This window comes from Pantoea sp. EA-12 (genome assembly GCF_030053355.1).
GTDB lineage: Bacteria > Pseudomonadota > Gammaproteobacteria > Enterobacterales > Enterobacteriaceae > Pantoea > Pantoea vagans_C.
This window is the reverse complement of sequence record NZ_JASGBY010000007.1, coordinates 238,720-252,521: the sequence shown is the minus strand read 5'-3', so window position 1 is coordinate 252,521 and position 13,802 is coordinate 238,720. Positions and strand designations below refer to the sequence as shown.

Annotated in this window: 14 protein-coding genes; 10 read left to right on the top strand and 4 right to left on the bottom strand. The window is 54.9% G+C overall.

Annotation, left to right across the window (positions count from 1 at the left end):
* Window positions 1–120: 120 nt before the first annotated feature.
* Genes yjfF through ytfQ form a run of 4 tightly spaced genes read right to left on the bottom strand, consistent with a single transcriptional unit; the run spans window position 121 to window position 4,646 of the window.
* Window positions 121–1,107 (bottom strand): galactofuranose ABC transporter, permease protein YjfF, encoded by a 987-nt coding sequence (gene yjfF, locus QMZ30_RS13345; RefSeq protein ID WP_283227734.1) that lies wholly within the window; start codon window positions 1,105–1,107, stop codon window positions 121–123.
* Window positions 1,104–2,120, bottom strand: a complete 1,017-nt coding sequence (ytfT, locus tag QMZ30_RS13340; RefSeq protein ID WP_058973610.1) for a galactofuranose ABC transporter, ATP-binding protein YtfT — start codon at window positions 2,118–2,120, stop codon at window positions 1,104–1,106. The genes yjfF and ytfT overlap by 4 nt, the downstream gene beginning before the upstream one ends.
* The gene (gene ytfR / locus QMZ30_RS13335; RefSeq protein ID WP_283227733.1) at window positions 2,113–3,633 is read right to left on the bottom strand and encodes a galactofuranose ABC transporter, ATP-binding protein YtfR; all 1,521 of its coding nucleotides are present in this window, start codon (window positions 3,631–3,633) and stop codon (window positions 2,113–2,115) included. Before ytfR ends, ytfT begins: the two co-directional genes overlap by 8 nt.
* A 56-nt stretch (window positions 3,634–3,689) precedes the next feature.
* Entirely contained in the window at window positions 3,690–4,646 is a 957-nt protein-coding gene (gene ytfQ, locus QMZ30_RS13330; RefSeq protein ID WP_039331008.1) for a galactofuranose ABC transporter, galactofuranose-binding protein YtfQ, read from the bottom strand.
* A 675-nt stretch (window positions 4,647–5,321) separates the two neighbouring features.
* On the opposite strand from ytfQ, the gene ydgT reads away from it, so the two are divergent.
* From ydgT to QMZ30_RS13280, 10 genes are all read left to right on the top strand, one after another.
* Complete coding sequence (ydgT, locus tag QMZ30_RS13325; RefSeq protein ID WP_039331009.1) at window positions 5,322–5,537, top strand: transcription modulator YdgT; 216 nt, start codon at window positions 5,322–5,324, stop codon at window positions 5,535–5,537.
* Between the two features lie 100 nt (window positions 5,538–5,637).
* Window positions 5,638–6,081, top strand: coding sequence for a DUF2569 domain-containing protein (locus QMZ30_RS13320; RefSeq protein ID WP_039331010.1), 444 nt, complete (start codon window positions 5,638–5,640; stop codon window positions 6,079–6,081).
* Between the two features lie 123 nt (window positions 6,082–6,204).
* Window positions 6,205–6,786, top strand: coding sequence for an electron transport complex subunit RsxA (gene rsxA, locus QMZ30_RS13315; RefSeq protein ID WP_039331012.1), 582 nt, complete (start codon window positions 6,205–6,207; stop codon window positions 6,784–6,786).
* Window positions 6,786–7,364 carry an electron transport complex subunit RsxB gene (gene rsxB / locus QMZ30_RS13310; protein WP_283227732.1) on the top strand — a complete coding sequence of 193 codons (579 nt, stop codon included), beginning with the start codon at window positions 6,786–6,788 and terminating at the stop codon, window positions 7,362–7,364. Before rsxA ends, rsxB begins: the two co-directional genes overlap by 1 nt.
* Window positions 7,357–9,804, top strand: coding sequence for an electron transport complex subunit RsxC (gene rsxC, locus QMZ30_RS13305; protein ID WP_283227731.1), 2,448 nt, complete (start codon window positions 7,357–7,359; stop codon window positions 9,802–9,804). Before rsxB ends, rsxC begins: the two co-directional genes overlap by 8 nt.
* Complete coding sequence (gene rsxD, locus QMZ30_RS13300; protein WP_283227730.1) at window positions 9,805–10,863, top strand: electron transport complex subunit RsxD; 1,059 nt, start codon at window positions 9,805–9,807, stop codon at window positions 10,861–10,863.
* A gap of 2 nt (window positions 10,864–10,865) precedes the next feature.
* Entirely contained in the window at window positions 10,866–11,498 is a 633-nt protein-coding gene (rsxG, locus tag QMZ30_RS13295) for an electron transport complex subunit RsxG (protein ID WP_283227729.1), read from the top strand.
* On the top strand, window positions 11,495–12,196 hold the full coding sequence (locus QMZ30_RS13290; RefSeq protein ID WP_283227728.1) for an electron transport complex subunit E: 702 nt from the start codon (window positions 11,495–11,497) through the stop codon (window positions 12,194–12,196). Before rsxG ends, QMZ30_RS13290 begins: the two co-directional genes overlap by 4 nt.
* Window positions 12,193–12,828 carry an endonuclease III gene (nth, locus tag QMZ30_RS13285; protein WP_283227727.1) on the top strand — a complete coding sequence of 212 codons (636 nt, stop codon included), beginning with the start codon at window positions 12,193–12,195 and terminating at the stop codon, window positions 12,826–12,828. Before QMZ30_RS13290 ends, nth begins: the two co-directional genes overlap by 4 nt.
* Complete coding sequence (locus tag QMZ30_RS13280) at window positions 12,800–13,798, top strand: zinc-dependent alcohol dehydrogenase family protein (RefSeq protein ID WP_349306832.1); 999 nt, start codon at window positions 12,800–12,802, stop codon at window positions 13,796–13,798. Before nth ends, QMZ30_RS13280 begins: the two co-directional genes overlap by 29 nt.
* Window positions 13,799–13,802: the final 4 nt, after the last annotated feature.

The following is a 13,802-nucleotide window of genomic DNA, read 5'->3' as shown; positions in this document are numbered from 1 at the left end:
GGATGCGAGATTCCTTTGCGATCGGGCTGGCCTTTATGGGGCCGGGCACGAGACCCACAGCAACCCCAGCCAAACCCAGCAACAAGTGCGCATAAATGCGCACATTACGAGACCATATACCTACGACGTCAGGCGTTTAACCGGTGCATTCTTCTGGCGATCCCACATCACGGTCAGCAAACGCTGCAACGCGATAAAAGCAAACAGCAGAATACCGATGGCGATCTTCGTCCACCACGAACTCAGCGTCCCGTCGAAGTTAATCCAGGTCTGAATCAACCCCTGAATCAACACCCCAAACAACGTGCCAAGCACCGTACCGACACCGCCCGACAACAGCGTACCGCCGATCACCACTGAAGCAATCGCATCCAACTCCACGCCCAGGCCCGCCAGCGCATAACCGGCGGAGGTATAAATTGAAAACACAATCCCCGCTAATGTCGCCAGTGTCGTCGAAAGCATATAAATCTTAATGGTGGTGGCTCGGGTGGACACCCCCATCAACTGTGCGGACGTCAAATTACCGCCGATGGCATAAACCTGATTACCAAAACGGGTGCGATGCGCGAGAATAATCCCACCCACCACGACTACCAGCATAATCACCGCCAACAGACTTAGCCTTCCACCGCCGGGGATCTTCCACGCCAGACTCGACAACGTGGTATACAGCGGATGATCGATAGGAATAGAATTCTCCGACACCAGATAACTACAGCCGCGCAGGAAAAACATCCCGGCCAGAGTAATGATAAACGCGGGGATCTTCAGGGCATCAATCAGCCAGCCCATCATGGCACCAAACAGCGCGCCCATAGCCAATACAATGGCAAACGCCAGAATCGGATCGACATGGTAATCGCCAATAATCCGCGCCAGAAACACCCCACTAAAGGCGATAACAGCGCCGACTGACAAATCAATCCCGCCGGACAAAATCACAAAGGTCATCCCCACTGCGATAATGCCCAAAAACGCATTATCGGTCAGGATATTGCAGATCACGCGCGTCGAGGCAAAGCCAGGAAACTGACTCAGACAAAACAAATAACCGGCGACAAACACCAGCAGCGTAATCATCAAAGGCAGATGGCGTTTTATCATTTTGGACGTCTCCCTTTCAGCATCGCGATAAAGCGCGGTGATTGCAGCAACAGCACGCACATCACCACCACGGCTTTCACCACCTGATTCAACTCTGGTGGGAAACCTGACAGCAAAATGCCGGTATTCATCGACTGAATAATCAACGCACCAATCAACGACAACACCAGATTAAAGCGCCCACCCATCAGCGATGCGCCGCCAATCACCACGGCCAGAATGGCATCCAACTCCAGCCACAGACCAGCGTTATTGGCATCCGCACCGCGAATATCTGCCGCCACAATCAACCCCGCAACGGCGGCACACACGCCGCTAATCGCATAGGTTGACATCACCACCAGCCAGCCGGTCACCCCGGCATTACGCGCGGCACGTAAGTTAATCCCTACCGCTTCAATAAACAGGCCAAGTGCGGTTTTGCGCGTCAGCAACCACACCAGCAATGCCACCAGCAAGGTAATCCATACCGGCACCGGCATCAGCCACAGCGAACCGCTACCAAACCAGCCCAGGCTATCGCTGTTAAAGGTCACAATTTGCCCTTGGGTAATCAGCTGCGCGATACCACGCCCCGCCACCATCAAAATCAAAGTGGCGACAAAGGGTTGAATCTTCAGCAGCGCCACCAAAACCCCATTCCACAAACCGCAGGCCAGCCCAGTTCCCAGCGTAGCAAGGATAATAAAAATCAGGCTGTGCCCTGCTACGGTCAGCGTGGCGGCGGTTGCGCCGGCAATCGCCATCACCGCACCGACTGACAAATCGATGCCGCCAGTCGCGATCACCAACGTCATACCAATGGCCAAAAGCGCAACCGGTGCCGCGCGATTAAGGATATCGATCGGGCTACCGAATAAACGACCCTCCTGCACATGGATGGCAAAAAAATTGTTCGCCACCAGGCTATCCACCAGCAGCACCAAAATCAGTGCGGCAATCTGCGGCATGCCAGGCGGCAACTTCGGCTTACGTCGTTCGGGTTTAGGCTGTGTCATAGGCGATTCAAGCATGTTGTGCTCCTCCGTCAGCGATGGCGTTAACGATTGACGCCACCGACAGCTGCTCCAGCGGGATTTCGGCCACTTGCTTCAAATCGCGCATGATCAACACGCGATCGGCGTAGCCCACCAGTTCTTCCAGTTCAGAGGAAATAACTAACAGCGCCAGTCCATCGGCGCACAGGGATTCAATCAAACGAATAATCTCGGCGTGCGCACCCACATCAATACCGCGCGTGGGTTCGTCGAGAATCAAAAATTGTGGCTTGGTCACCAGCCAGCGTGACAGCAACACCTTCTGCTGATTCCCTCCCGACAGCAGCTCTACCGGCTGGTCAGCGTGCGGCGTGCGGATACCGAGACTTTTAATAAAACGTTCGGCTATCGCCTGTTGTTCACGGCGCTTGATGGGCCGCAGCCAGCCGCGCTGAGCCTGCAACGCCAGAATGATATTCTCGCGCACGCTGGCCGCACCGATAATGCCATCCGTTTTGCGATCTTCCGGGCAGAAGCCCATGCCAAGATGCGAAGCTTTCGCCGGGGTGCGAATGTGCTGCACTTTCCCTTTGATTTTTGCCGTACCGCGATCGGCACGACGAATACCAAACAGCACTTCAGCGGTTTCAGTTCGACCCGAACCAAGTAATCCGGCCAAACCGACCACCTCTCCTGGCCGAACTTGCAGGTTAAACGGCTCGATGGTGCCCTTCTTGCCGTAATCTTCAAATTCCACCACCGGTTGATTGCTGCGCAGAGTACTGCCCTGTCGCTGCAATGCGGTTTCCAGCAGTTCGCGGCCCAGCATCAGTTTGATCAGATCAATTTGCGGCAGCGATGCCGTCTCGCGCGTCGCGATAAACTGACCATTGCGCAGCACAGTGATACGGTCGGTAATGCGGTACACCTGGTCTAAAAAGTGCGTAACAAAAATCAGGCTCATCCCTTTGGCTCTTAACTGCGCCATCAGGTTAAAAAGCATCTCCACTTCACTGGCATCGAGGCTGGCGGTAGGTTCATCAAGAATCAACACCTGTGCCGACAGATCCACCGCGCGACAAATCGCAATAATTTGCTGCATCGCCACCGAGTAATGTCCCAGCGGACGCGTCACATCCAGTGCGAAGCCGTAATTACGCATCAGTGCATCGGCATCGCGCACCATTCGCTTACGATCAATCATGCCGAAACGGCGAGGCTCACGGCCAATATAGAGATTGTCTGCCACCGACATGTTCGGCAGCAGGTTCACTTCTTGATACACGGTGCCAATGCCCATCTGCTGAGCTTCGGCCGTGTTGTGCGGGGAAATGGTTTTGCCATTCAGTGTGATGGTGCCAGCGTCACGGGTGTAAACGCCGGTCAACACTTTAATCAGCGTGGATTTTCCCGCACCGTTTTCGCCCAGCAGCGCCATGATCTCGCCTTTACGAATACTGAACGAAACATTATCCAGCGCTTTAACGCCGGGAAAACCTTTGCTGATGCCTTGCAGCGTCAGGAGTGCGGATTCATCGGAGGTGCTCATCAGGTTCTACCTCGCCTTACGTCATGAAAAACCGCCCCGAAGGGCGGCTGCGGGGATCAGTAACCCATGCCTTTTTTGGTATCGAGCTGGGCCTGCGCAGAATCTGGCAGATACAGTTTCGATTCGGTTTTGATGATTTTTGGCGGCAAGGTGCCGTCTTTTTTGAATTTCTCCAGCGCGTCAAAGGCCGGACCGGCCATATTTGGCGTCAACTCAACGTTGGCATTGGCCTCACCTGCCAGCATCGCTTTGTAGATATCCGGCACACCATCGATTGAACCGGTCAGGATATCCTTGCCGGGTTTCAGGCCAGCTTCTTTGATCGCCTGAATCGCGCCGATTGCCATGTCATCGTTATGGGCGTAAACCATGCAGATATTCTTGCCGTTGTTCTCCGCCTTGATGAAGCTCTCCATGACTTCTTTGCCTTTACTGCGAGTAAAGTCGCCAGACTGAGAGCGAATCACCTTAATGTTATTGTGGCCCGCGATGGCCTCTGCAAAGCCTTTCTTACGATCGATCGCGACGCTGGCACCCACCGTGCCCTGCAGCTCAACCACGTTACACTGCTTATCACCCACCGTTTTAACCAGCCAGTCACCAATCAACTTGCCTTCCAGCACGTTATCCGCCGTCACCACGGCCATATAAAGTGACTTATCTTTCACCACGATGGCGCGGTCTAACAGGAACACCGGGATCTTCGCATCTTTCGCTTCTTCCAATACCGGTTCCCAGCCCGTTTGCACCACCGGCGCGATAAAGATCGCATCAACGCCCTGTGCAATGAATGAACGCACCGCTTTGATTTGGTTTTCCTGCTTCTGTTGACCATCGGCGATTTTCAAAGTGATACCGCGCTTTTGCGCTTCACTTTTCGCCACGTTGGTTTCTGCTGAACGCCAGCCAGATTCCGAGCCAACCTGTGAGAAGCCCACCGTCATATCTGCAGCCAGTACAGATGCGCTGAGTGCTGAACTCACCATGGCGGTCAAGAGTAAACGTTTCCACATAATTTCATTCCTCTGAAGGGAGTGTGCTGTAGGGGTACAAAACGCGGATTAAGCCTGGCGCAAAAGGAAATAAACAAGCGCGACATGCCTCACAAATTAGAATGAATTAAAGGGGTTACGGAATTACACCCGTCAGAAGTCGTACCAGCTTTATGGACATTTCACCTGTGATTTATTTCAACTGCTGTTAAATAAAGGTAATAAACAGAATCGGTTATGTGCACGAGAACTGGAAGCGATTACAGCTGCTACGTAAATAATGGTTATGCGTTGTAGACGTGAGCAATGATCAGAATTGTGACTATTCGCACACTATGTGATCGGTGTTTTCAAGAGCCGTGCAGTAACTTGCAAACCAACTGGTAATAAATCAGCTAATTATGCGTAGCCTGATAAAGAAATAAGCCGTTTAACGGGCTAAAACAGGCAGAGAGAGACGAGATATTGAGGATGTGAGATTTTTTCACGCCCCCCGAATATCAAGGGGGTAATTTGCCTTAGATACAGTAAGAAAGGGGCGTAAAAAAACAAGAAAGGGAGTAAAAATGCCTTTTGATAAACAAATTAGCTCGCCTTGTCTGATTTTTGAATTTTTTTAACGCTGACATATGGACTCTGGCCGTGTGCTCCCTATACTTGGGCACTTCCCAGTACTTTATTTTTTTAATGGCAATCATGACTGCGCTCGATTACCTGCTGAAATTTCGTAAAGTGAATAATCTCGATAGTCTGGAAAAGCTCTACGACCATCTCAATTATTCGCTGACCGATGATAATGACATCATCAATATGTATCGTGCCGCCGACCATCGCCGTGCTGAACTTGTTTCCGGCGGTCGCCTCTTCGATTTAGGCTGCGTGCCAAAATCTGTCTGGCGCTATGTAATGTAATTGGATTTTCCTGCCTTTTTCTGCACTATTGCGTTGTCCATGTCGGGCGTGCCCCGTTTGGACATAATACGCCTTCTCTTATTCGTACAGGATCTGCAAGATGACCGAACCGGTGAACCCGCCGCGCATCGCTGGTTGGCTATTACTGCCGCTGGCTTGGCTGATAATGACCATGTTGACCAGTGCCCTGGTGGTGGCGATGTATCTCAGCCCACTGTTCAACACCGAATTACGTGAAACTCTGTTTTCTCACGGTGGTCTGCTATTGACCCAATGGTCGATTTCCCTGCTCACGGCTGGGCTGGTGTGGGTATACAGTATTTGGGTGTGCTGGATTTTTTGTAAACGTTCGCGCCGCTTACCGCGTCATTACATTCTCTGGCTGCTGCTGACGGTGTTGTTAGCACTCAAAACCTTTGCCTTTACGCCCGTACCCGATGGCAAAGCGATTCAGACCCTGCTGCTGTCGTTGCTGGCCGCCGCGGTGTTTGTTCCCTATCTCAAGCGCTCACAGCGCGTGAAACAGACGTTTATCCAGCCATAATGGCGCGAGTTTCGTCAGGAATTTAATTCTGAGTGCTCTCAACTGCCGCACTTTTTGTGTAGAGGTTGAGATGCACCTCTCAATTCCGGATAATAGTCGCCTTTCGGCTTCCCAGGTTAAAAAATGACCGATTACTTACTTCTCTTTATTGGCACCGTGCTGGTGAACAACTTCGTGTTGGTCAAATTCCTCGGCCTATGCCCGTTTATGGGCGTGTCAAAAAAACTGGAAACGGCCATTGGCATGGGACTTGCCACCACTTTCGTCATCACCTTGGCGGCGATCTGCGCCTGGCTGGTGAACCACCTGATCCTGGTCCCGCTGGATCTGGTTTACCTGCGCACGCTGGCCTATATCCTGGTGATCGCGGTTGTCGTTCAGTTCACCGAAATGGTGGTGCGCAAAACCAGCCCGTCACTGTATCGCTTGCTGGGCATATTCCTGCCACTGATCACCACCAACTGTGCGGTATTAGGCGTGCCATTGTTGAGCGTTAATCTCAACCATACCTTCCTGCAGGCGGCGATCTATGGCTTTAGCGCCTCACTGGGCTTCTCGCTGGTGATGGTGCTGTTCGCCGGTATGCGTGAACGTCTGGTGCTGGCCAACGTGCCCGCGCCATTCAAAGGCAACTCCATCGCGCTGATCACCGCAGGCTTGATGGCGCTGGCCTTTATGGGCTTTACCGGTCTGGTGAAATTCTAATGACCGCGATTTGGATTGCTATTGTGGCACTAGCCGCGTTGGGCCTGGTATTCGGTGCCCTGCTTGGCTATGCCTCGCGCCGGTTTGAAGTGGAAGAAGATCCGATCGTAGAACAGATCGACAGTATTCTGCCGCAAAGCCAATGCGGCCAGTGCGGTTATCCTGGCTGTCGTCCGTACGCCGACGCCGTCGGTAACAACGGTGAAGCCATCAATAAGTGTGCGCCAGGCGGCGAGCAAACTATGCTGAAGCTGGCCGCGCTGCTCAACGTTGAACCGCAACCGCTGGATGGTGGCGAAGAGGTGCAGGAGCCGATCCGCACCGTGGCGTGGATTGATGAAGCCAATTGTATCGGCTGTACCAAATGTATTCAGGCTTGCCCGGTCGATGCGATTATCGGCGCCACGCGCGCCATGCACACCGTGTTGAGCGACGTTTGCACCGGATGCGATCTGTGTGTTGCCCCCTGCCCGACCGACTGCATTGAGATGCGTCCGGTTGCCACTACCACGGCTAACTGGAAGTGGAATCTCGACACCATTCCTGTACGGGTGATTCCGGTAGAAACTCATGCTTAATTTGTTAAACCTGTTCCGCAAAGAGAAACTGTGGGATTTTCAGGGCGGTATTCATCCGCCGGAAATGAAGACACAGTCCAACGGCACACCGCTCAGTCAGCTGCCGCTGCCTGAACAATTTATCATTCCGCTCAAGCAGCACATTGGCCATGAAGGCGAGATTTGTGTCTCTCCGGGCGAACACGTGCTGCGTGGCCAGCCGCTGACCTTCGGCGGCGGACGCATGCTGCCGGTGCATGCTCCCACCTCCGGCACCATCGAAGCTATTGCGCCCCATATGACCGCGCACCCTTCGGGTCTTTCGGAACTGTGTATCTTCCTGCGCGCCGATGGCGAAGATCGCTGGACTACGCTCGATCCGCAACCTGACTTCCGCGCCCTGCCGCGTGAAGAGGTGGTGAAGCGCATCCATGATGCGGGTATCGCGGGTTTAGGCGGCGCGGGTTTCCCTACGGCGACTAAATTGCGTGGTGGTCTGCGTGGTGTAAAGACGCTGATTATCAACGCGGCCGAGTGCGAACCCTACATCACCGCGGATGACCGCTTAATGCAGGATTGCGCAGCGGAAGTGCTGGAAGGCTGTCGTATTCTCGCTTGGGTTTTACAGGCGGAGCGGGTGTTAATTGGCATTGAAGATAATAAACCTGAAGCCATTGCTGCACTGAAGCAGGCGTTGGGTGGCGATCGCGAGTTGCAACTGCGCGTGATCCCAACCAAATACCCTTCTGGCGGTGCCAAGCAGTTGACGCAGATTCTTACCGGCCGGGAAGTGCCACACGGCGGGCGCTCCACGGATATCGGCGTGCTAATGCAAAACGTCGGTACCGCCTGGGCGGTCAAACGCGCCATTGTTGATGGCGAGCCGATCACCGAGCGTGTTGTGACACTCACCGGTGAAGCGATTGCCCAGCCGCGTAACGTCTGGGGTCGTTTAGGCACGCCCGTCAGCCATCTGCTGCATCATGTCGGTTTCACCCCCAGCGCGCACCAGATGGTAATAATGGGCGGCCCGTTAATGGGTTTTACCTTGCCATCGCTGAATGTTCCGTTGGTGAAGATTTCGAACTGTATTCTGGCCCCCTCGACCAGTGAGATGGGCAATAACGAAGAAGAGCAGTCCTGTATTCGTTGCAGCGCGTGTGCCGATGCGTGCCCAGCCAAATTGCTTCCGCAGCAGCTGTTCTGGTATAGCCAGGGCGGCGATCACGATAAAGCGCGGGCCCATAATATTGACGACTGCATCGAGTGCGGAGCCTGTGCCTATGTCTGCCCGAGCAATATTCCACTCGTGCAGTATTATCGCCAGGAGAAGGCCGAACTGCGCGCCATTGATCTGGAGGCGAAACGCACTGCGGAAGCCAAAGCCCGCTTTGAAGCCCGTCAGGCGCGTTTAGAGCGTGAAAAACTGGCACGTGAAGCTCGTCATGAACAAGCCAAACAGCGCGTTGCCCGCACTGACCAGGGTGAACTGGATGCAGCGGTCGAACGTGTGAAAGCACGTCAGGCCAAAACCCCAGAGCAGGAATCTGCCGAGCGCGAAGCACGCCATGCGCAGGCACTGGCTCAGCAGGCGGAAAAACAGGCTGAAACTCAGGCACTGAGCCGCCAGTCAGGCGACCCGCGTAAGGCGGCTGTGGAAGCGGCGATTGCCCGTGCCAAAGCCAAAAAGGCGTCTGCGCCGGAGCAAACGGCTGAGGCACCTGCTGCTGAAGGTGATCCGCGTAAAGCCGCTGTCGAAGCGGCGATTGCACGCGCTAAAGCCAAAAAAGCTGCCGCCGCTGAACAACCCGCTGAAGCACCCGCTGCTGAAGTCGATCCGCGTAAAGCCGCCGTTGAAGCCGCGATTGCAGGTGCGAAAGCCAAGAAAGCTGCTGCCGCCGCTGAACAACCCGCTGAGGCACCTGCTGCTGAAGTTGATCCGCGTAAAGCCGCTGTCGAAGCGGCCATTGCACGTGCGAAAGCCAAGAAAGCGGCTGCCTCCGCTGAACAACCGGTAGAAGCACCTGCTGCTGATGTCGATCCACGTAAAGCCGCTGTCGAAGCAGCGATTGCGCGTGCGAAAGCCAAGAAAGCGGCTGCCGCCGCTGAACAACCGGCTGATGCACCTGCTGCTGAGGTCGATCCGCGTAAAGCCGCCGTCGAAGCCGCCATTGCGCGTGCAAAAGCCAAGAAAGCTGCTGCCGCCGCTGAACAACCCGCAGAGGCACCTGCTGCTGAGGTCGATCCGCGTAAAGCCGCTGTCGAAGCGGCGATTGCGCGTGCGAAAGCCAAGAAAGCTGCTGCCGCACAGCAGGCCGAAGTGCAATCTGAATCATCCCCTGAAGTGGAGGCTGCTGCCTCTCCTGACTCCGCCGACCCACGCAAAGCGGCAATTGCTGCCGCGGTCGCCCGTGCCAAAGCGCGTAAAGCGCAGCAGCAGCCTTCGACGACTGAGGAATAAATGGCTTTTCGTATCGCAAGTTCCCCTTATACCCATAACCGCCGCAGCACTGGCAATATCATGCTGCTGGTGGTGCTGGCTGCGCTGCCAGGGATGGCCGCGCAATGGTATTTCTTTGGCATTGGTTTTCTGATTCAGGTGTTACTGGCCACAGCCACCGCGTGGATCACCGAAGGTGCGATTCTGCGTCTGCGTAAAACGCCAGTGGTACCCACGCTGCGCGATAACTCCGCGTTACTGACTGCGCTGCTGCTCGGCATAAGCTTGCCGCCGCTGGCCCCTTGGTGGTTGGTGGTGCTGGGTACCGTCTTCGCTATCGTGATCGCGAAACAGCTTTACGGCGGTTTGGGGCAGAACCCGTTCAACCCGGCGATGGTTGGCTATGTGGTGTTGCTGATCTCATTTCCGGTACAGATGACCAGTTGGATGCCACCTGACACGCTACAAGCAATCAAGCCTGGCTTGTTAGACTCGCTCAATATGATTTTTACCCACCACACACTGGCGGGGGAAACCATGCAACAGCTGCAACTTGGCGTCGATGGCGTGAGCCAGGCTACACCGCTGGATACGTTCAAAACCGGTCTGCGTGCGGGACACAGCGCAGAGCAGCTGCTGGCTGAGCCAATTTACACCGGTGTGCTGGCGGGTTTGGGCTGGCAGTGGATTAACCTTGGCTATCTGCTGGGCGGCATGTTGCTGCTGGCGAAGAATGCGATTCGCTGGCACATCCCGGTTAGCTTCCTGGTCTCACTGGCTTTTTGTGCCACCCTCGGCTGGTTGTTCTCTCCTGAATCGCTGAACTCACCGCTGATTCATCTGTTCTCCGGTGCCACCATGTTGGGCGCGTTTTTCATCGCCACCGATCCGGTAACGGCATCCACCACCAATCTTGGTCGTCTGGTGTATGGCGCACTGATTGGTTTACTGGTGTGGCTGATCCGCAGCTTTGGTGGTTATCCCGATGGCGTGGCGTTTGCCGTACTGCTGGCCAACATCTGCGTACCGCTGATTGATTACTACACCCAGCCGCGTGTTTACGGCCATCGCAAGGATTGAAGATGATCGAAGCTATTCGTAAAAATGCGGTCACGCTGGCGGCATTTGCCGTGATCACCACCGGTGTCACCGCAGTGGTCAACTATGTCACCAAGCCGACGGTGGAACACCAGACAGCCTTACAGCAAAAAAACCTGCTCGACCAGGTAGTGCCGACCGACCTGTATGACAACCACATCCAGCAAGAGTGTTTTCTGGTCACGGATGCCGCAGCATTGGGTAATGATAAACCCCATCATCTCTATCTGGCGCGCAAAGGCGATCAACCTGTCGCGGCAGCACTTGAGACTACCGCGCCAGACGGCTATTCTGGTGCGATTCAGATGCTGGTCGGTGCCGACTTTCATGGCAAAGTTCTGGGTGTGCGCGTGGTCGAACATCATGAAACACCCGGCCTTGGCGATAAAATCGAGCTGCGTATTTCGGACTGGATTAATAGCTTTAACGGTAAAGTGGTGCACGGCGCCGACGATAAGACTTTTGCCGTGAAAAAAGACGGCGGTGAATTCGACCAATTTACCGGTGCGACTATCACACCACGCGCGGTGGTCAATGCCACCAAACGCACTGCCCTGCTGATTGAAACGTTGCCCGCGAAGCTTGCTTCGCTGCCCGAATGTGGAGATGCACAATGAGTGAAGCGAAAACCCTACTGGTCGGTGGCCTGTGGAAAAATAACTCCGCATTAGTGCAGCTGCTGGGCCTGTGCCCGCTGCTGGCCGTGACATCAACAGCCACTAACGCCCTTGGACTGGGTCTCGCCACTACGCTGGTGCTGACCATCACCAACAGTGCCATCTCCGCTTCCCGACGTTGGGTGCCAGCAGAAATCCGTATTCCTATCTACGTGATGATCATTGCTTCGGTGGTGAGCTGCGTGCAGATGCTGATCAATGCCTACGCTTACGGACTTTATCAGTCACTCGGGATTTTTATTCCCTTGATCGTAACCAACTGCATCGTGGTGGGTCGTGCTGAAGCGGTGGCATCAAAAAGCAGCATCCCGCTCTCGGCGCTGGACGGTTTTGCCATTGGCATGGGCGCAACCTGTGCCATGGTCACGCTGGGATCGATTCGTGAATTGATTGGCAGTGGCACCCTGTTCAACGGTGCCGATCAGCTGCTGGGGCCATGGGCCAAAGCGCTGCGCATTGAGGTGTTCCATTTTGATTCACCGATGCTGCTGGCGATGCTGCCACCGGGTGCCTTTATCGGTTTGGGAATGTTGCTGGCAGGCAAATATCTAATCGATCAAAAGATGAAACAGCGTGCTACTCATCGTGCCGCTGCCCCTGAAGCCGCACCGCAAGGTGAAACCGGGAACGCAGTGTGAATAAAGATAAGCGTATGCAAATTCTCACACGCCTGCGTGATGAGAATCCGCACCCCACCACTGAGCTTTACTTCAGCTCGCCGTTTGAGTTGTTGATTGCCGTGCTGCTCTCCGCGCAGGCCACGGATGTCAGTGTCAATAAAGCCACGGCTAAGCTCTACCCGGTCGCCAATACCCCAGCGGCGATACTGGCGCTGGGTGTAGATGGCGTCAAAGAGTACATCAAGACCATCGGCCTGTTTAACAGCAAGGCTGAGAACGTGATTAAAACCTGCCGTATTCTGATTGAGCAACATGGCGGTGAAGTGCCGGAAGACCGTGCCGCGCTGGAAGCGCTGCCGGGCGTAGGGCGCAAGACCGCCAACGTGGTGTTAAATACCGCCTTTGGTTGGCCGACCATTGCTGTGGATACCCATATTTTCCGCGTCAGCAACCGTACCCGTTTTGCACCGGGAAAGAATGTCGAAGAAGTGGAAGATAAGCTGATCAAAGTGGTGCCCTCAGCCTTTAAAGTGGATTGCCACCACTGGTTGATTCTGCACGGTCGCTACACCTGTGTGGCGCGTAAACCACGCTGTGGTTCCTGCCTGATTGAAGATCTGTGTGAGTTTGACGCCAAAACCGAACTCTGACGCATTGCCGCTACCCGAGCGCAACCTCGCGCTCTGGTATCGGCAATTCGGCGATCCTGCCCAAGTCCTGATGCTGGAATCCTCCCCCTTATCGCCGCTTGCCGAGGGGATGCTGCGCGTGCAAATGCACTTCGCGCCGATTAACGCTTCCGATCTGATCCCGATTACCGGTGCCTATCGCCATCGTGTTGCGCCACCGCTGGTGGCTGGCTATGAAGGTGTGGGAACCGTTATTCAGGCATCATCAGAGATGCAACACCTTTTAGGGCAACGCGTATTACCGTTACGCGGCGCTGGATGCTGGCAGCGCTATGTTGATATTGATGCGCGGCTCGCGGTCGTCGTGCCCAGCGATATTCCCCTTCTCCTTGCTGCCCGCGCCTATATCAATCCGCTTGCCGCCTTACTGATGCTGCAACAGTGGCCAGTGACCGGAAAAAATGTGTTGATCACTGCTGGCGGTTCTACCTGCGCACAGTTGCTGGCGCAGTGGGCCCTGTGTCAGGGCGCAAACCAGGTGGTGGTGGTGTTTCGTGCCGCCGAACATGCTATACGTCTGCAGGCCATGGGGATGACGGCCATACAGGAATCAGCGCGAGATGCGTTGAAGGCCGTCAGCGCTGTCACAGACGTGGTATTTGATGCCGTGGGCGGTGATGTGGGGCAGTTGATTTGGCAACAGCTTAATGAAAATGCGCAGTTTGTCGCTTATGGCGTGCTCAGCGGCAAGCCGGTGCAGGTAAAAGCAGCCCGGCCAGCACTGCACTGGTTCCATGTGCGGCACACATTGGGTGAGATCGGCATGACGCAGTGGCAGCACCTGTTTGCGCAACTCTGGCCGTTGTTGCGTGACAGTGATTGCGGCGAGGTGGAAATATTCCCCCTGGCGGAGTGGCGCGCAGCGATCGACTGTTATCACCAGTCGGGTCGAGCACAGAAACCGTTGTTGTGTTTTGATGAGTCAATATAGGTAA